18 protein-coding genes are annotated in these 17453 nt (G+C 57.3%); 1 reads left to right on the top strand and 17 read right to left on the bottom strand.

The window, feature by feature from the left end; all coding sequences use genetic code 11:
• Positions 1 to 122: 122 nt before the first annotated feature.
• From nth to B4113_RS06120, 17 genes are all read right to left on the bottom strand, one after another.
• A complete protein-coding gene (gene nth, locus B4113_RS06195; RefSeq protein WP_033019584.1) occupies positions 123 to 776 on the bottom strand; it encodes an endonuclease III in 654 nt (217 codons plus the stop codon).
• A gap of 284 nt (positions 777 to 1060) precedes the next feature.
• A complete protein-coding gene (locus B4113_RS06190; RefSeq protein WP_033019582.1) occupies positions 1061 to 1768 on the bottom strand; it encodes a DnaD domain-containing protein in 708 nt (235 codons plus the stop codon).
• 63 nt (positions 1769 to 1831) lie between these two features.
• Positions 1832 to 3127, bottom strand: a complete 1296-nt coding sequence (asnS, locus tag B4113_RS06185) for an asparagine--tRNA ligase (RefSeq protein ID WP_033019580.1) — start codon at positions 3125 to 3127, stop codon at positions 1832 to 1834.
• A gap of 168 nt (positions 3128 to 3295) precedes the next feature.
• Entirely contained in the window at positions 3296 to 4477 is a 1182-nt protein-coding gene (locus B4113_RS06180; protein WP_033019577.1) for a pyridoxal phosphate-dependent aminotransferase, read from the bottom strand.
• Positions 4478 to 4498: 21 nt separating this feature from the next.
• The gene (locus tag B4113_RS06175) at positions 4499 to 4975 is read right to left on the bottom strand and encodes a DUF5590 domain-containing protein (RefSeq protein WP_033019575.1); all 477 of its coding nucleotides are present in this window, start codon (positions 4973 to 4975) and stop codon (positions 4499 to 4501) included.
• Positions 4976 to 4981: 6 nt separating this feature from the next.
• The gene (locus B4113_RS18580; protein WP_081897228.1) at positions 4982 to 5152 is read right to left on the bottom strand and encodes a YpmA family protein; all 171 of its coding nucleotides are present in this window, start codon (positions 5150 to 5152) and stop codon (positions 4982 to 4984) included.
• Between the two features lie 431 nt (positions 5153 to 5583).
• Positions 5584 to 8313 (bottom strand): ATP-dependent DNA helicase DinG, encoded by a 2730-nt coding sequence (gene dinG / locus B4113_RS06170; protein ID WP_033844944.1) that lies wholly within the window; start codon positions 8311 to 8313, stop codon positions 5584 to 5586.
• Between the two features lie 39 nt (positions 8314 to 8352).
• Positions 8353 to 8736: an aspartate 1-decarboxylase gene (gene panD, locus B4113_RS06165; protein WP_033019574.1), complete on the bottom strand. Its 384-nt coding sequence runs from the start codon at positions 8734 to 8736 to the stop codon at positions 8353 to 8355.
• A gap of 13 nt (positions 8737 to 8749) precedes the next feature.
• Positions 8750 to 9619, bottom strand: coding sequence for a pantoate--beta-alanine ligase (panC, locus tag B4113_RS06160; RefSeq protein ID WP_033019573.1), 870 nt, complete (start codon positions 9617 to 9619; stop codon positions 8750 to 8752).
• Positions 9616 to 10455, bottom strand: a complete 840-nt coding sequence (gene panB, locus B4113_RS06155; protein ID WP_033019572.1) for a 3-methyl-2-oxobutanoate hydroxymethyltransferase — start codon at positions 10453 to 10455, stop codon at positions 9616 to 9618. Before panB ends, panC begins: the two co-directional genes overlap by 4 nt.
• 272 nt (positions 10456 to 10727) lie before the next feature.
• Entirely contained in the window at positions 10728 to 11717 is a 990-nt protein-coding gene (locus B4113_RS06150; RefSeq protein ID WP_033019571.1) for a bifunctional biotin--[acetyl-CoA-carboxylase] synthetase/biotin operon repressor, read from the bottom strand.
• Positions 11675 to 12889 (bottom strand): CCA tRNA nucleotidyltransferase, encoded by a 1215-nt coding sequence (locus tag B4113_RS06145; protein ID WP_033019569.1) that lies wholly within the window; start codon positions 12887 to 12889, stop codon positions 11675 to 11677. Before B4113_RS06145 ends, B4113_RS06150 begins: the two co-directional genes overlap by 43 nt.
• Positions 12886 to 14022, bottom strand: coding sequence for an N-acetyl-alpha-D-glucosaminyl L-malate synthase BshA (bshA, locus tag B4113_RS06140; protein WP_033019566.1), 1137 nt, complete (start codon positions 14020 to 14022; stop codon positions 12886 to 12888). Before bshA ends, B4113_RS06145 begins: the two co-directional genes overlap by 4 nt.
• Positions 14019 to 14732: a bacillithiol biosynthesis deacetylase BshB1 gene (gene bshB1, locus B4113_RS06135; RefSeq protein WP_033019563.1), complete on the bottom strand. Its 714-nt coding sequence runs from the start codon at positions 14730 to 14732 to the stop codon at positions 14019 to 14021. The genes bshA and bshB1 overlap by 4 nt, the downstream gene beginning before the upstream one ends.
• A 5-nt stretch (positions 14733 to 14737) precedes the next feature.
• The gene (mgsA, locus tag B4113_RS06130; RefSeq protein WP_033844062.1) at positions 14738 to 15172 is read right to left on the bottom strand and encodes a methylglyoxal synthase; all 435 of its coding nucleotides are present in this window, start codon (positions 15170 to 15172) and stop codon (positions 14738 to 14740) included.
• Between the two features lie 31 nt (positions 15173 to 15203).
• Positions 15204 to 15998, bottom strand: coding sequence for a 4-hydroxy-tetrahydrodipicolinate reductase (gene dapB / locus B4113_RS06125; protein WP_033844063.1), 795 nt, complete (start codon positions 15996 to 15998; stop codon positions 15204 to 15206).
• The gene (locus B4113_RS06120) at positions 15995 to 16330 is read right to left on the bottom strand and encodes a nucleotide pyrophosphohydrolase (RefSeq protein ID WP_033844945.1); all 336 of its coding nucleotides are present in this window, start codon (positions 16328 to 16330) and stop codon (positions 15995 to 15997) included. Before B4113_RS06120 ends, dapB begins: the two co-directional genes overlap by 4 nt.
• Positions 16331 to 16489: 159 nt before the next feature.
• Between B4113_RS06120 and B4113_RS06115 the strand changes: the two genes are divergently transcribed.
• A complete protein-coding gene (locus B4113_RS06115; RefSeq protein ID WP_033844064.1) occupies positions 16490 to 17359 on the top strand; it encodes a YitT family protein in 870 nt (289 codons plus the stop codon).
• Positions 17360 to 17453 lie beyond the last annotated feature (94 nt).

Genomic DNA, 17453 nt, shown 5'->3' with positions numbered 1-17453 from the left:
TCTTATTTTTTTTTGCGAAAAAAAGGAGGGTGTCCGAAAAGCGAACGCTATGCGAACACTTTTGGGACACCCTCTTTATTTTTAGCGACTTATCGGACAGCCCTTTTTCTAGCACGGGTAAGTTATGGCTCGCGCTTTTTCATTCGTTTTTTTCCTTCCCGGCATAGCTCAAGCAGCGGACAGACCGGACATTGTGGTGCTTGCGCCTTGCAATGGTAGCGGCCGAAAAAGATCATCCGGTGGTGGGTGATGGACCACTCCTCTTTCGGGATTTTTCTCATCAGCGTCTGTTCCACTTCGAGGACCGAGTCGCTCCAGCGGCAAAAGCCGAGCCGTTTGCTGACGCGTTCCACATGTGTATCGACGGCGATGGCCGGAACGCCAAACGCGACAGAAACAACGACATTCGCCGTCTTTCGCCCCACTCCCGGCAGCTTCATCAATTCATCGCGGTCGCGCGGCACTTCGCCGTTATACTGTTCTATCAACATCGCACACAACTTTTGAATATGTTTCGCCTTGTTTCGATACAAACCGATCGAGCGAATATCCTGCTCTAACTCCGCCAGCGGCACAGCGAGGTAGTCATGCGGCGTTCGATATTTCTCAAACAGCCGTTTGGTCACTTTATTGACTAACGCGTCCGTGCATTGCGCCGACAGGACAACCGCAATCAACAGCTCAAACGGATTGCGGTGCACAAGTTCGCAATGCGCATCGGGAAACATGCGCGCCATGACATCCAAACAATAACGGATTTGCTGTTTCGTCAGCACCCGTCTTCCCCCTCCTTTCGTTGCCGCGCCCGCAGACCAAACAAAAACGAGAGACAACGCCTCTCGTTTTCGGAGACCGATGATCGAAGGGCGCTGACCGCCCCCGAGTCACTGACCGTTTCCTCCCTTGTGATTTCCCCGCTCTGTCGGTCTTTCCCGTTCTTTGACGAAAGCGGGTCGGATCCCAAGCCCCGTTTTTCAACGAGAACCTCCTTGCCGCATCGGCGCTTCTTTTCCCACGTTTCCTCATCGATCGAGGGGAGCCGTTGGTGTTCATCGGCCGTTTAGGAATCGAGCCAGTTGAAAAACGGGATCGTCGGTTGAAATTCCCCTGTCGCCTGCTTCGCCGGACGAGCGGACGGCTTAGGTTTGCGGAATTTTTTTCCGTAATCTTGCGCCTGTTCAATCGTCCGAATGCCGTTCTTTTTCCATTCGAATAAAATGCGATCAATGTAGCGGAAATTCAATTTTCCCGACAGCACGGCCTCGCGCAGCGCCGCCTTGATGATCGCCGGCTCGTGGCCGTCTTGATCGATCCACATCGCCAGCGTTTCGCATTCAAACGGGGAAAGGGGGCGGCCAAACTCTTGTTCAAAAACGGTGTATAAACTTTCCTCCGCCTTCTCTTCCTCAGCCTGCCCGCTGCGAACGGCGTCTGTATACAAATGGTGCACCAACTGCTCCCAGAGGGGCTCGAGCGTATATTTTTCGCTGCGAATGCCTCGCTCATCCGTCTGTTCCTCGATGGCGATCATTCCCTTTTGCAAAAGCCGCCGCACCATCTCCATGCATTCCGCCGCCGAGATCGTCATTTTTTCAGCCAGTTCAGCCGGTGTTGGAAACGAAACCCCCGCTTCGAAAAACGACTGCATGTGCAGAAGCAGGACAAGTTCCCTTTCGTCCAAGCCGAGCTGCTTGTAGCGGTCAAGCAGCAGTTTGGAAACAGCAATGCTTCCTTGCGCCAGCCATTCGGCCACTTTTTTCTTTTCCATGCCGATGCACCTCAATGATAGTATACCATGCCGGCGGCGAAAAAACCCTTTTTTGCCGAGGGATTATGGATAAAGACGATTGAGCAGCCGCGGGAACGGAATGGTTTCGCGCACATGCTCAACGCCGCAAATCCACGCGACGGTTCGTTCCAAGCCAAGGCCGAATCCGGAGTGCGGCACGGAACCGTATTTGCGCAAATCGAGATACCACGCATAAGCGTCAAGCGGCAAATGATGCTCCTCGAGGCGCTTTTTGAGCAGCTCGTAATCGTGAATGCGCTCGGAGCCGCCGATGATTTCCCCGTATCCTTCCGGCGCGATCAAATCGGCGCACAACACCACTTCCGGGCGATTCGGGTTCGGCTGCATATAAAACGGCTTCAAGGATGTCGGATAATGGGTGATGAACACCGGTTTGTCAAAACTTTCAGCGATGGCCGTCTCATGCGGCGCGCCGAAATCATCGCCCCATTGGATATCGGTAAACCCTTTGTCATGCAGCAGTTGGATCGCCTCATCGTACGTCAAGCGCGGGAACGGCGGCTTCACCAATTCCAGCTTGGCCGTATCGCGCTCAAGGCGGCCGAGCTCGAGCCGGCAGCGAGCGAGCACGGACTGCACAAGGTGCGACACATACTCTTCTTGCAGCCGCAAGTTGTCCTCAAACTCATAAAACGCCATTTCGGGCTCAACCATCCAAAACTCGATCAGATGGCGGCGCGTTTTCGATTTTTCGGCGCGAAACGTCGGACCAAAGGAAAACACTTTGCCGAGCGCCATGGCGGCCGCTTCCATATAAAGCTGGCCGCTTTGCGATAAATACGCGTCTTCTTCAAAATATCTCGTATGGAACAGCTCGGTCGTTCCTTCCGGCGCGCTGCCGGTCAAAATCGGGGCATCGACCTTAACGAAGCCGCGGTCATTGAAAAATTCATACGTCGCACGGATGATCTCGTTGCGAACTTTCATGATCGCGTGCTGGCGCCGCGACCGCAGCCAAAGGTGGCGATGGTCCATCAAAAATTCAACGCCGTGCTCCTTAGGCGTAATCGGGTAGTCGACCGCTTCATGAATGACTTGCAAATCGGAAACCGATAGTTCATAGCCGAACGGAGAGCGCTCATCGATGCGCACCGTGCCGGTCACATAGAGCGACGTTTCCTGCGTCAGCGCTTTTGCCCGCTGAAACACTTCTTCGGAAACATTGGCTTTTTCCACCACCGCTTGAATAAAGCCCGTTCCATCACGCAGCTGCAAAAAAGCAATTTTTCCGCTCGAGCGCTTGTTCGCCAGCCAAGCGCCGATCGTCACTTGTTGTCCGACGTATTGATTCACTTCCGCAATCGTTGTCGTTTTCACGTATCCATTCCCTTCCTTTCCTCTTATCGCCTTGTCCGTGCGTTTGCCCTCATGATGCCGCCCCGCCGCGACAATTCGCCCCCTAGCTGAAGCGCGGAAAAAGCGGCTTTGCTTCAAGCAAAGCCGTCTTTCCATTGCCTAGCGGCCAAAGAGGCGGGCGGATCGCTGTTACGCGCGCGCTTCCATAAAGCGGCGAATGCGTTCGATGGCGGTTTCCAACGCCTCTAACGAAGTCGCATAGGAGAGGCGAACGTTGTCCGGCGCCCCAAATCCTGAACCCGGCACAAGGGCCACTTTCGCTTCTTCGAGCAGGGCGGCGACAAGGTCATCAACCGTGCGGCAGCCCGCCATCGCGGCCGCTTGGCGAGCGTTCGGAAACAAGTAAAACGCCCCTTGCGGCTTCAGGCACGTAAAGCCCGGAATTTGCACGAGTTTGTCGTAGATGATATGAAGGCGCTGTTCAAACGCCTGGCGCATTTGTTCCACCGGCTCCTGTGGGCCGCTGTAAGCAGCGATCGCCGCGTATTGGGCGATCGAGGTCGGGTTGGACGTGCTATGGCTGGCCAAATCGGTCATCGCCCGAATGATCTCTTTCGGCCCCGCCGCGTAGCCAATGCGCCAGCCTGTCATCGAGTGCGATTTCGACAAGCCGTTGATAATGACCGTCTGTGCCTTTAACTCCGGCGACAGTTCGGCGATCGACACATGCTTTGCCCCACCGTAAATGAGTTTTTCGTAAATTTCATCGGAGACGATCAGCACCCCATGCTCCAAGCAAATGTCGCCGAGCGCTTTTAATTCTTCGGCCGTGTAAATCATGCCGGTCGGATTGCTCGGCGAGTTGATGATGACCGCTTTCGTCCGCGGCGTGATCGCCTCTTTCAGCTGCTCCGGCGTCATTTTAAAGCCGTTTTCCTCCCGTCCCTCCACATAGACGGGAACGCCGCCCGCCAGCTTCACCTGTTCCGGATAGCTCACCCAATACGGGGTGGGGATAATGACTTCGTCGCCTTCGTCCAACAGCACTTGAAACAGCGTGTACAGCGCATGTTTCGCCCCGACGCATACGATCACTTCGGCCGGTTCATAATCGAGCCCTTGGTCGCGAGCGAACTTTTTGATAATTTCCGCTTTCAACGCTGGCAGTCCGCCCGAGGGCGTATATTTCGTATGCCCTTCGTTCATGGCCTGAATGGCGGCCTCGATGATGTGCTGCGGCGTGTTGAAATCCGGTTCGCCGGCTCCTAAGCCGATCACATCGTGCCCGGCCGCTTTCAGTTCTTTTGCTTTCGCCGTAATCGCCAGTGTTGCCGACGGCGTCAGCGCCGCTACCCGTTTTGCCAATTTCATCGCTTCTTCCCCCTCACATCGTCATCGTTGAAAGCTGTACCTTTTCAAAAAAGAGCCGTCGGTGAAGTGCAAATAGTAAAACGAGTATCTTCCCTCGTCGTCCATATAGGTCAACTCCCAAACCGGCACGCCTTTTTCCATGCCGAGCGTGGCGTCAATCACCTGCTGCGGGTGGCGTTCGCGCCGCAAAATGGCGCGCGCCTCCGCCTCGCTGATGCCGCTATCTGCTCGCCGAACGACGACATCCCCGCTTTTTTCTGGCACCCACACGACGAGATCTTCCCCTCGCTTCGCGCGGCCGATGAATACGGTGTATGCTTCATCGCCATAATATGTATAGACTTTCTTGATCTCGACAAGCTCCGCCGCTTCCTTTGCCCGCTCCAAGGCGCGCGCGACCATCGCGCGCTTGGGCGCCAACGCTTCGCTATAAATGGACCACGTCTGCCACACGAGAACGGCAAAAAAAAGCAATAGAAGCCATCCCCACTTTTTCATGGCCGATCACGTCCGGTAAATGGTAAAAACGGCTTGACGCTTGTCGTTTTCATCCAAAGCGAGGCCGAACATCAAATTGTCGCGCTTGAGCGTCCGGTTCAGGCAATCGACGATCTTGTACAAGTCCTCGGAATGCTGAATTTTGACGGTGGCGAGCACTTCGATTTTGCTTTCCATTTTCGTCGCTTCCTCCTGTGCGGCGCAAATTTTGTTACTTATACAGACGGGCGGCTCCGGCAACAATACAAATACAGCAGCCGCAAACGTCACACCGGTTGCGCGTCTTCGCCTTTTGCGGCCAGCCGACATGGCGGAGACGCCTGTTTGGCACCTTGTGCTTCTTCCCTATTATAGCAGGTTTGTCCGACCATTTCATAACAAATTTGCCCGCCTACACCGCCAACGCAAATTTGCCTCGTTCCCGCCCCGCCTTTGCGCGGGGCTTCTTGCTTTGCGCTCTGTTTGGCGAGTGGACGCCATCTTTAGATTGCGCCGTTTCCCTCCTCTTTATGAGAAAAAGACGGGCGAAACCGCTCTTCCTCCATCCCCCCTCCGCCGTTTTCCCAAGCTCATCATTTTTTCAAGAACGCTAAAAAGCCGCGCCGGCCTTATGCCAGCCAGTCTTCCGCCGCCTCGAGCAGCGCGGCAAGCGGCCCTTCGTGCACCGGAAGCGGCGGCAAGGAAGCCAAAAAATCGGCCCCGTAGGAAGCGGTCAGCAACCGGCGGTCAAGCACAAACACCGCCCCTTTATCGCGTTCCGTGCGAATCAGGCGGCCGAATCCTTGGCGAAAGCGAAGCACCGCCTCGGGAAGCGAGAGCCGAGCAAACGGATCGCCCCCCGCGGCGCGAATCCGTTCACTTTTTGCCGCCGCCACCGGATCCTCAGGAGAGGCAAACGGCAGACGAGCGATGACGAGGGCGGCGAGCGCCGGCCCCGGCAAATCGACCCCCTCCCAAAAGCTGCTCGTTCCCAGCAACACCGCTTGATCAAATTGCAAAAATGTCCGCAAAAGTTTCGTCGGGCTGCCGCTTTGCACTCCTTGGGCGATCAGCACGAACGGCTCGTTTCCCTCCTCGGCCTTGAGCGCTTCAGCGGTCAGCTTCAGCAATTCATAGGAAGGAAACAGCACAAGCATCCGCCGGCCGAGGCGGCGCGCGATCGCAACGATGGCCGCGGCGGCCGCTTCCGCGTACCGTTCCAGCGGCACGGCTGACACAAGCGGCAGATCGGTCGGCACAAAGAGCGCCGCCTGTTCCTCATAGCGAAACGGAGCTGGAAACGAGCGGCAAAGCGGATAAAATTCTTCGAGGCCGAGCCGCGCCGCCATGTAGCTGAACTGACCGCGCACCGTGAGCGTCGCCGAAGTCAATATGACGCTCCGCTTGTTCATAAACAACCGGTCCGCGAAAAAAGCGGAGAGATCGACCGGCTGCGCATAAAGACGGACGGCGTTCGCCGCCCCCTTTTCGTCCGCTTCCATCCAGCGCACGACTCCTTCCTCGGTTTCTGTCAGCAACCGAACGAGGGCGGCGATGTGCCGGCGAAGCGCGGCCATATCAGCCGAGAACGAGACGGGCAGCGCCATCGTCTCGTTCTCGGTCGCCAACAGCGGTTGGACCGCCGCTGCCAGCGCCGCTATCGCATCGCGGAGACGCCAACACAACTCGACGGCCGCCTCCCATGTTTGTCCGCGCTCATCGGCCGGGGAAAAACGATAACGGCAACGCCCGGCTCTGGCTGGCTGTTTTGCCAGCGCGTAGCGGCGCAACAGCCGAAACAGCTCATCCCCTTCAAACTGCAGCTCCTCAAGAAGCCGTTGGCAACGGGCAAGCGTCGCTCGCGCCTCGCAACGCTGCTCCTCTTCCCTTCGCTTCGCCATCGTTTGCGCGAGTTTCGCCGTCAGGAAGCGAAACGATACGTAGTCGACCCGCTCGCCAAAATGACGGGCCGCCGCGTCTTCCAGCCGATGCGCTTCGTCGATGACAAGATAGCGAAACGGCGGGAAAAGCGGCCGAGGAGCCGTCAAATCATGAAGCAAAAAAGCATGATTCGTGATGATGAGATCAGCCTCTTCAGCCCGTCTTTTCGCTGCGGCGAAAAAATGGTGCCGCCCACCCTCTTCCTCTTCTCCAATGGCAAGGTCCGCTAACAGCATCCGGGCGCCGGATGGAACGTTCAACTCATCCAAATCGCCGCTCTCCGTCTCCAGCAGCCAAACGAGCAGCTGACATTTCAAAAGGACGGCATCGTATGGATCGGACGGCTCGGCTAAAAACGAAGCAAACTTCTCGATGGAGAGGTAGTTTTGTTTCCCTTTCAGCACGGCCACGCGAAGCGGAAACGGCACCACTTCTCGCAGCACCGGCACATCGCGGCGGATAAGCTGCTCTTGCAGCTGGATCGTATTGGTGCTGATGACGACCCGCTCTTGCCGCTCACCGGCGAAAAAAGCGGCTGGAATCAAGTAAGCGAGCGATTTGCCAAGCCCGGTCCCTGCCTCCATCATGGCGTGCTGAGATGTCGACAGCGCCTCATAGACGAGCCGCATCATCTCCCACTGCGTCGGACGCCGCTTGTAACCGGGAAGCGGCAACGGCGGCTCCTGTTCAGAGAAGGCGGCGAACGAAGCGGCCACAGCCCCCTTTTCTTTTTCCGGGCGCGCTGGGGCCGGCCGTTTCAGAGCGATGCCGCCATGCATGACAAATGGTTGGTCGTTCGGCGCTTCTCGCTGTTTTTCCGCGATCAGCGCATCAAGAAGCAAGTAAATGTCGCTCTTGAGGCGGCGGGCGAGGCGCCGCAGCTGTTCGAGCGTCACGAGCGGCAGGCGGCCAAGCCGCTCAAGCAAAGCGAGCAGCAGCTTGGCGGTCACTTCGGCATCGCTGTCCGCCTGATGGGGGCGATCATGGCGGAGGCCGAGCTGCCTCGCCAAGTCGCTGAGTTTGTAACTTTCCGCCGTTGGCAGCACGATGCGGGCGAGCTCCACCGTGTCAATCGTCGGGCCGGTGAACGGGGGGCGACCGGCCCGTTCTAGCTCAGCCTGCAAAAACGGCAAATCGAAATCGACGTTGTGGGCGACAAAATACGCATCATCCATCATGGCCGCGATCTCGCCCGCCTTGTCGGCAAACAGCGGCGCCCCTTCCACCGTCTCTTCGTTAATGTTTGTCAGCTGCTGGACGAACAAAGGAATCGGCTGTTCCGGGTTAAAAAAACTGGAAAACCGCTCAACGATCAAGCCGTTTTCCACAACCGCCATGCCGAGCTGAATGATCCGATCTCCTTTTTTCGGCCCATTTCCAGTTGTTTCTAGATCAATAATGACAAAGCGGGTGGCCATTTTCATCACCTCAAAACGAAAAGGGGCGGAAAGCCCCCTTTATAAAATCGTATGTGCCGGCTCTTCAGCAATTAGCTGGACAATTCGGTTGTTTTCATCCATAATCGCAATTTTCGGCCGGTGTTTAGACACTTTGTCCTCGGGAACAAGCGCATACGAAATGACGATAATGACATCCCCTTTTTGCACGAGACGGGCGGCGGCGCCGTTTAGACAGAAGACGCCGCTGCCCCGCTCGCCGGGGATGATGTATGTTTCAAAACGGGCTCCATTATTATTGTTGACCACTTGCACTTTTTCATTAGCTACCATGCCGACGGCATCCAAAATATCTTCGTCGATCGTAATGCTGCCGACGTAATCCAAATTCGCTTCCGTCACGCGGGCGCGGTGAATTTTCGCGTTCATGAGCGTGCGAAACATGGGTGATCCCCCCTTACTCCTCTTGTCTTGGCGCCTTGGGCAGCTCAAGGATGAGATTGTCAATCAGCCGGGCGCTCGCAAACCGGACGGCGATGGCGATAATGACGGTGCCCTCTAACACCGCCAACGGCGCCAAGTCCGGATATGAGCATACGTCCACATAGTCGATCTCCGCGTTCGTATGGGCTTCAATCTGTTCGCGGACGAGGCGACGAATGGCGGCCGCGCTCCGTTCCCCGCCCTCAACAGCCGCCGCTGCGGCCTGGAGCGCTTGATAGAGCGCCGGCGCCTCACGCCGTTCCTGCGGGGACAAATAGACGTTGCGCGAGCTTTTTGCCAGCCCGTCGGCCTCGCGCACCGTCGGCACCGGCACGAGCTCAATCGGAAAATTGAAATCGCGAATGAGGCCGTCAACAACCGCCACTTGCTGGGCGTCTTTCCTGCCAAAGTAGGCGCGGTCAGGCATGACGATGTTAAACAGCTTGATAAGCACCGTCGCCACCCCGTCGAAATGCCCGGGCCGCGACCGTCCGCACAATACATCGGTGCGCGCTTTCACGACGGCCTGCACCGTGAGCGGCCCCGGATACATTTCCCCCGCCTCTGGGTGAAAGAGCACGTCGGCTCCGTGCTGTTCAGCGATGCGCCGGTCGCGGGCGAAATCGCGCGGATAACGGGCAAAATCTTCATTTGGGCCGAACTGAAGCGGGTTGACGAAAATGCTGACAACGACTACGTCATTCTCTTCCCGCGCCCTGTCGATGAGGGCGGCATGTCCTTCGTGCAAATAGCCCATCGTCGGGACGAATCCGATCGTTTTTCCTTCGCGGCGGCATCGGCGCATGAGCGCCTGCATGTCAAGAATGCGGTCGATGATGATCATGATGATGTTCCTCCGTATAACGCTACCCATTCTTCTTCCTTCATCGTAAACGTATGCGCCGGCTCCGGGAATTGGCGCAGCTTAACCTCCGCGGCGTAGTGGGCCAACGCCGCGACGATCGTTTCTTGGATGGAGGCGTACGGTTTGACAAACTTTGGCACGCGGCTGACCCCATAGCCAAGCAAGTCATGGTAGACGAGCACTTGCCCGTCGACATCGGCCCCAGCGCCGATGCCGATGACAGGAATCGCCAGCTCGCGCGCAACCGCCGCGCCGAGCTGCTTCGGCACGCACTCCAAGACGAGGGCCATCGCTCCCGCCTGCTCGCACCGCTTGGCATCCTCGAGCAGTTTTTTGGCGCTTTCCGCGTCTTTGCCTTGCACTTTGTAGCCGCCAAGCACGCCCACGGACTGCGGCGTCAGCCCAAGATGGGCGACGACCGGCACCCCGGCTTTCGTCAAGGCGGCGATGACATCGACGACTTCATCCGCCCCCTCGACTTTGACGGCGTTCGCCCCCGACTCTTGCATGATGCGCCGAGCATTGTGCAGCGCCTCCGCTCTCGATGTGTGGTACGACATAAACGGCATGTCGGTGACGATAAACGTATTCGGCGCACCGCGGCGGACCGCTTTCGTGTGATGAATCATGTCATCGACCGTCACCGGGATCGTCGAGTCGTAGCCGAGCACGACCATGCCGAGTGAGTCGCCGACCAAAATCATGTCGACTCCCGCTTGCTCAGCGAGCTTCGCCGCTGGAAAGTCATAGGCGGTCACCATGACAATCGGCTCGCTCTCCTGTTTCATGCGCAAGAAATCGGCTTTCGTTTTCACGTTCGTTCCCTCCTCTTTTCGCTGCAGAGGAGATGAACCGCCCGAAAGAAAGCGTCCTTCTTTCCGCCTTGAGAAAGAAGGACGCTGCTCAACCGCCGTCGGCCCCGTTCATCCCTCTGTCCCAGTCCTTCCTGCAAGGATCAAGGCAGATCTTTTCGTTGCTTCTTTTTTCATTCACGTCGCCATATCCGGTGCAGTTCTTTTCGACAAAGATACTGCCCTTTTCCTCACTTTGCATTTTAACAAAATTGTCACAATTTTTCTAGTGGCAATTACAGTTGAATGTCGGCTGAATGAATGTAATGAATCGTGTTTTGCTCATCTTCCAAGATGAGCAGCCCATCATCGGTGATACCGCGGGCGATGCCGCGCATCACCCCGCCCAACGTCCGGGCCGTCACCGGCTTGCCGATCGAAACGGCGTATCCTTCCCAAAGAAGCTTGATCGGTCGGAACCCGTGCGTCAAGTATTGGCGGTACAAGCGTTCCAGCCGGAACAAAATGTCTTGGATGAGCCGCGCCCGTTTGATGGGCTTCCCCTTTTCGATGGCGAGCGAGGTGGCGATGGCGCGGATGTCCTCGGGAAATTGCTCGCTCGTCTGATTGACGTTGATGCCGATGCCGATGATCACCGAATGGACGCGATCCGGATCGGCCTGCAGCTCGGTTAAAATGCCGACGCATTTTTTGCCGCCAAGCAAAATGTCGTTTGGCCATTTAATGTCCGGGACGAGGCCGGTCACTTCTTGAATGGCCTGGCTGATGGCGACAGCCGCAAGCAAGGTCAGCTGCGGCGCCTGTTGCGGCGGGATGGGCGGGCGCAAAATCAGGCTCATCCAAATGCCCGTTCCTTTTGGCGAAAACCATTTCCGGTCGAGGCGCCCACGTCCGGCTTTTTGCTCCTCAGCAACGACGAGCGTCCCTTCCGGCGCTCCTTCGTGGGCCAGCTTGGCCGCCACCCGCTGGGTCGAATCCACATCCTCGAAGGAATAAATCACTTGGCCAAACGTCTCCGTTTTTAAGCCGAGTTGGATTTCGTTCGCCGTCACTTTGTCCGGAGTGCTAACGATCCGGTAGCCGAGGCGGCGCACCGCTTCGAGCTCAAATCCTTCCTTGCGCAGCTCCTCGATATGCTTCCACACCGCCGCGCGCGAGCAGCCGAGCCGTTCGCTAATTTTTTGTCCGGATAAAAACTCGCCGTTTGCCTCGGCAAACAGTTCTAACAGCCGTTTCCTTGTGTCCGATTGCGCTCCGTGAGCCATGCGTGAATCCGCTCCTTCTCGTTTTCAACTTCACCGTTGACGACCGCCCGCCATATGGCGTAAAGCGTCTCTTTCACCCACGGGCCGGCCGGCTTTCCGATCCACTGAATGACCTCTTTGCCGCTCACCGCGAGTTCCGCTTTCGTTTTGATGGGCAAAGCGGCAAAGCGGCGGCGCAGCTCATCATGCGATGAATCGGGCGGTGTGCCGGTGTAGGCGGCGCGCACTGTCTCAACGGAAAGCGCGCGCTTGAGGCCAGCCAAAAACAGCCGCTCATTCGTCCATTCGTCTGAATGGGGAACGGCCTCGAGCGCCGACAAGATCGCGCCGGTTTCGTCCATCACTTTGTTCGGCAGCTTCCATGCCCGCAAAAACGGCCGGCTTTCCGTGATGTCAAGCGCTCGGCACAACAGCGCCCACCGCTCTTCGCGCGCTGTGAGCCATCCCCAGCGGTACGCCGCCGCCCGGCGCACTCCCTCCTCTTTTCCAACGAGACCTGGCAAATACGCGCACAATCCGGTTTCCGCCAACAGCGACAACGCTTCGCCGGCAAACGGGCCGGCGAGCAGTTTTTCCATCTCCATGGTCATCCGCTCCACGGAAATATGGGCAAGAAGCGGGGCATTGTCTATGACCGCCCGCTTCGTTTCCGGCGCGAGGGAAAAACCGAGCTGGCTGACAAATCGAATCGCTCGCATCATGCGGAGCGCATCTTCGCGAAACCGCTCTTCGGCCTTTCCCACCGTGCGAATGAGCCGCCGCGCAATCGCCTCCCGTCCCGCAAACGGATCGATAACGGTCCCGTTTTCGTCCATGGCGATGGCGTTCATCGTAAAGTCGCGCCGCTTTAAATCTTCTTCCAGCGAACGGACGAACGTCACCGATTCGGGGCGGCGGTAATCTTCGTAATCCCCGTCCGTGCGAAATGTCGTCACTTCATACGCTGTTCCTTCATGGACGACGACGACCGTACCATGCTTGGAGCCGACGTCGATCGTTTTCGGAAATATGGCCATCACTTCTTCAGGACGGGCGCTCGTCGCAATGTCGACATCGCCGATCGCACGCCCGATCAAGAGGTCGCGCACGGCGCCGCCGACGAAATACGCTTCATAGCCATGTTGCTTCAGCTGTCGGATAATGCCAAGCGCCTGCCGGAACGGCGGTTTCATCGTCTCACCTTCCTTGCTGCCAGCGAAGCGTACAGCTGCTCATACTGCCCGACGATATCGGACGAACGGAATTTGCGCTCGACGGCCTGCACCGCCCGCTTCGCCATCTCGGCGTGCAGGCGGCGGTCGGTCAGCAGCGCCAGCGCCTTCCTCCCCGCCTCTTTTACATCGCCAAGCGGGCATAAAAATCCGCTTTGGCCGTCATCGATCACTTCCGGAATGCCGCCAATCGCCGTGCCGATGCACGGGACGCCGCACGCCATCGCCTCGAGCAGAACGAGGCCAAAGCTTTCTTTTTCCGACAGCAGCATCATCACATCGCTGATCGAATACAGCTCGTCCAGCTTGTCTTGTTTGCCTAAAAAACGGACTTCATTCTGTAAGCCCAGCTCTTTGACAAGCCGGCAGACGACGGTCATTTCCGGCCCATCGCCGACAAACAAAAGCTTGGCCGGCACGTGACGGCGAATGATGGCAAAGGCGCGCACCACATCGGGGACGCGCTTCACTTTGCGGAAATTGGAGACGTGAATCACGACGCGCTCCTGCTCGCCGATGCCGTATTCGCGCCGCAAATGGCCGGCTTCCCGGCGCTGGTAGACGCGCTCGTCGACAAAATTGTACACCGTTTGGATCGGTTTTTGCACATCGAGCAGTTCGTATGTTTGGCGGACGAGAGCGTTTGATACAGCCGTGACCACATCGGACTGCTCAATGCCAAACTTGATCATATCAGAAAGCGACGGGTCATAGCCGAGCACTGTGATGTCCGTGCCGTGCAATGTCGTCACAATCGGCAATTCGCCCACCATTTGCCGCGCCAGCACGGCACAGACCGCATGCGGCACGGCGTAATGGGCATGAAGCACATCGAGCCGTTCCCGCTTCGCCACCTCGGCGATTTTGCTGGCCAACGCCAAATCGTACGGCGGATATTGAAAAACCGAATATTGGTTGACACTCACTTCATGGTAATAAATATTCCCGTATACTTTGCTGAGCCGAAACGGCATGCTCGATGAAATAAAATGGATCTCATGCCCACGCTCTGCCAGCAGCTTGCCAAGCTCGGTGGCGACGACCCCCGAGCCTCCGACCGTCGGATAACAGACAATTCCGATTTTCAGCTTCATCGCGCTCCCTCGAATAAGTCGAAAAGATGAATCGGTGCTTTGGACAAAAACCCTTCGGCATATGCCGCGCCAATTTGCTGGCCAAACCAGCGCTCGCGGCTTTCGATCATCTCGATGTAGTGGTTGGTCAGCGGGGTGTCGACCGATCCGGGCCGCTTTTCAAACTGGCTTCCGTAGGCGCGCAAACAGGCCCGCTTGTCGTCGATCGCCTCGCTAATATCGATGAGAAAGTGCGGGCGGCAAAAGGCATTGATCATATAGTAGTACACGGCGCGGACGCGGTGCGCCTCTCCCAGCTCGCCTGCGCCATAGCGGCGGATGCCGGCGGAAAAGACCGCCTCCTCAACGAGGCGGGCGCATCGCCCATGATCGGGATGGCGATCCTCCCAATACGGAGCGAATACGAGCTGCGGCCGATAACGGCGAATGACGGCGACTAGGCGGCGAATCGCCTCCTCATCATCGACATCAAGACCGCGGTCGGGCAGCCCGAGGTTGAGCCGTTCCGCTACGCCAAGCCGGCGCGCCGCTTCAGCCGCTTCGTTCTGCCGCTCGTCAACCGTGCCGTTTGATGACAGCTCGGCCTTCGTTAAATCGCAAATCACCGCGCGGTATCCGCGCCGCACATATTTGGCGATCGTCCCGCCCATGCCGATTTCAACGTCATCGGGATGGGCGCCAAACGCCAATAGATCACATGTTTCCACCATTGCGGTCACCTTTCTGTTTCCGATTCCTCCCCACTTTTCGCCCGACCGCGGACGATGTTGCGCCATGCCAAATCGCCGCGCTCCAACGCGCGAATGAGCAGCTCGGCCGTCCCGATGTTCGTCGCCAGCGGCACGGCGTAGACATCGCAAAGCCGCATCAGCGCGCTAATATCCGGTTCGTGCGGCTGGGCGGTGAGCGGATCTCGGAAAAAAATAACAATATCCATTTCATTGCGGGCGATCATCGCCCCGATTTCTTGATCGCCACCGTACGGCCCGGATTGGAAACGGTGAACCGAAAGACCGGTCGCCTCTTGAATGCGCAAGCCGGTCGTGCCGGTGGCGTACAGTTCGTGGTTCGCCAAAATCGGTGCATAGGCGGTCACAAACGCGACCATCTCCGCCTTTTTTTGGTCGTGAGCAATCAACGCGATTTTCATCTTGTCCTCTCCCCCGTTGGCGCTGTCCGCGCTAGTCTAAAATCTGTTCGAGCCCGTAGACGAGCGTATGTAAATGCATGACCGTTTCCACCGCCAGTTTCACTCCCGACATGAACGAACGGCGGTCGAAGGAATCATGGCGGATCGTCAACGTCTGTCCGTCGCCGCCGAACATCACTTCCTGATGCGCCACAAGCCCTGGCAGACGGACGCTGTGAATCGGAATGCCGGCGTACGCGGCACCGCGCGCACCGGCGAGCGTTTCCTTTTCATCCGGATGGCCTTGTTTTTTCTCCGGGCGCACTTCGGCGATGAGCTGCGCGGTTTTCAGCGCTGTTCCCGATGGGGCGTCAAGCTTTTGGTCGTGATGCAGCTCGATAATTTCCACATCGGTGAAATATTTGGCCGCCATGCGGGCGAACTTCATCATCAGCACCGCGCCAACGGCGAAGTTCGGGGCGATGATGGCGCCGAGCTCTTTTTCCTCAGCCAATTCGGTCAGCCGCTCGATCTCGTCCGGCGTAAATCCGGTCGTGCCGACGACCGGGCGAACGCCGTGGCGCAGCGCCAGCTCAGCATGCCGTTTTCCGGCTTCCGGCGTGGTCAAATCGATCAAGACATCCGGCTTCACTTCGGCAAAACAGCGAGCCGCATCAGTGTAAATCGGGGCGTCGACACCGGCAAATCCATCGATCTCCGCTAAATTTTGTCCGTCGTAACGACGGTCGATGACCGCGGCCAGTTCAAAATGGTCCGTTCTTTGCACAAGCGCCACCGCTTCACGGCCCATGCGGCCGCGCGGCCCGGCGATGACGATGCGAATCATTTCGCTTCCTCCTTCCGCGTCCAACGGTCACGGTCGCGGGTGCGGAACTTGTCCATCACCCGGTCGTGCGCCGCTTGCAAATCAATGCCAAGCGAATTGGCGAAGCAAATGAGCACAAACAGCAAATCGCCCAGCTCTTCTTCGATTGTTTTTTCTTGTTCGGTCGCCTTTTTCGGTTTTTCCCCGTAGTAGTGGTTCACCTCTCGCGCCAGTTCGCCGAGCTCTTCGGTCAGCCGCGCGAGCATGGCGAGCGGACAAAAATAGCCTTCCTGAAATTGGCTGATGTACTCGTCCACTTCTTGTTGCATCTGTTTCATCGTTTTCTCTTGCATCGCTCTCACCTCGTCTGCTTTCATGTTAGCGAAAAGCGGCGCATTTGACAAATGTTTTCGCCCGCTGTCCATTCCGTCCGTTTGCGCTCATCATTGCCTAGATGGATGAGTTCCTCTATAATTAAGGGCGCCGACTATTTTTGCGGACGGAGGGACGTTATGATTTTTGGACTCAAGATCAAAAACTGCGTATTTATTTTGCTTGGCGCCGCCATTTTCGCCTTCGGGCTCGTCCATTTCAACATGCAAAACAATTTGGCGGAAGGCGGATTTACCGGCATTACGCTTCTCCTTTATTTTTCGTCCGGTTTGGATCCGGCCATCACCAACTTGGCGCTCAACATCCCGGTCTTTTTCATCGGCTGGAAACTGCTCGGCCGTCAGACGTTTCTCTATACGATCATCGGCACGGTCGCCGTTTCTGTATTTTTGTCCATCTTTCAACGCTACATGATTCATATGCCGCTTCGCCATGATTTGACGCTCGCCGCCTTGTTCGCCGGCGTGTTCATCGGCGTCGGCCTCGGCATCATTTTTCGCTACGGCGGCACCACCGGGGGAGTGGATATCATCGCCCGCTTAGTCTATAAGTACAAAGGCATCAGCATGGGCAAAACGATGTTCGCCTTTGACGCCACGGTCATCACGTTGTCCCTTCTTTACTTATCATACCGGGAAGCGATGTATACGCTGGTCGCCGTCTTCATCGCCGCCCGGGTCATCGATTTTATCCAAGAAGGCGGGTACGCCGCGAAAGGAGCGACGATCATCTCCGACAAAAGCGAAGAGATCGCCAACCGGATTTTGACGGAGATGGAGCGCGGCGTCACCGTGCTCAAAGGGCGCGGCTCGTACACGAAGCGCGACCGTGACGTTTTGTATTGCGTCGTCGCCAAAAACGAACTGACGCGCTTGAAAAACGTCATTATGTCCGTCGATCCGCACGCGTTTGTCGCCGTCACCGACGTGCATGACGTGCTCGGCGAAGGGTTTACGCTCGACGAACAAAAACGGCCGCTCGAGCCATGAGCGAATCGGCCCTGTTCCCTTGATCAGCCATGCGGAAGGGGCCTTCCCGGCCGGCAAACCGGGTTCGCCGCGCCGAGCGAAAGCGGCGAACCCG

Origin of the sequence: Geobacillus sp. B4113_201601, assembly GCF_001587475.1 — a bacterium.
Lineage (GTDB): Bacteria > Bacillota > Bacilli > Bacillales > Anoxybacillaceae > Geobacillus > Geobacillus icigianus.
The sequence above is the reverse complement of the archived record's forward strand: the minus strand, read 5'-3'. Positions and strand labels throughout refer to the sequence as shown.

What these genes read in the sequence shown, in the direction of transcription:
- bshA (WP_033019566.1), bottom strand. Translation starts at nt 14,022, where the DNA reads ATGAAGCTGAAAATCGGAATTGTCTGTTATCCGACGGTCGGAGGCTCG.
- mgsA (WP_033844062.1), bottom strand. Translation starts at nt 15,172, where the DNA reads ATGAAAATCGCGTTGATTGCTCACGACCAAAAAAAGGCGGAGATGGTC.
- B4113_RS06175 (WP_033019575.1), bottom strand. Translation starts at nt 4,975, where the DNA reads ATGAAAAAGTGGGGATGGCTTCTATTGCTTTTTTTTGCCGTTCTCGTG.
- panC (WP_033019573.1), bottom strand. Translation starts at nt 9,619, where the DNA reads ATGATCATCATCGACCGCATTCTTGACATGCAGGCGCTCATGCGCCGA.
- dapB (WP_033844063.1), bottom strand. Translation starts at nt 15,998, where the DNA reads ATGATTCGCATCGTCATCGCCGGGCCGCGCGGCCGCATGGGCCGTGAA.
- B4113_RS06120 (WP_033844945.1), bottom strand. Translation starts at nt 16,330, where the DNA reads ATGCAAGAGAAAACGATGAAACAGATGCAACAAGAAGTGGACGAGTAC.
- bshB1 (WP_033019563.1), bottom strand. Translation starts at nt 14,732, where the DNA reads ATGGTGGAAACATGTGATCTATTGGCGTTTGGCGCCCATCCCGATGAC.
- dinG (WP_033844944.1), bottom strand. Translation starts at nt 8,313, where the DNA reads ATGGCCACCCGCTTTGTCATTATTGATCTAGAAACAACTGGAAATGGG.
- B4113_RS06150 (WP_033019571.1), bottom strand. Translation starts at nt 11,717, where the DNA reads ATGGCTCACGGAGCGCAATCGGACACAAGGAAACGGCTGTTAGAACTG.
- B4113_RS18580 (WP_081897228.1), bottom strand. Translation starts at nt 5,152, where the DNA reads ATGGAAAGCAAAATCGAAGTGCTCGCCACCGTCAAAATTCAGCATTCC.
- B4113_RS06180 (WP_033019577.1), bottom strand. Translation starts at nt 4,477, where the DNA reads ATGAAATTGGCAAAACGGGTAGCGGCGCTGACGCCGTCGGCAACACTG.
- panD (WP_033019574.1), bottom strand. Translation starts at nt 8,736, where the DNA reads ATGTTTCGCACGCTCATGAACGCGAAAATTCACCGCGCCCGCGTGACG.
- B4113_RS06190 (WP_033019582.1), bottom strand. Translation starts at nt 1,768, where the DNA reads ATGGAAAAGAAAAAAGTGGCCGAATGGCTGGCGCAAGGAAGCATTGCT.
- B4113_RS06115 (WP_033844064.1), top strand. Translation starts at nt 16,490, where the DNA reads ATGATTTTTGGACTCAAGATCAAAAACTGCGTATTTATTTTGCTTGGC.
- B4113_RS06145 (WP_033019569.1), bottom strand. Translation starts at nt 12,889, where the DNA reads ATGAAACCGCCGTTCCGGCAGGCGCTTGGCATTATCCGACAGCTGAAG.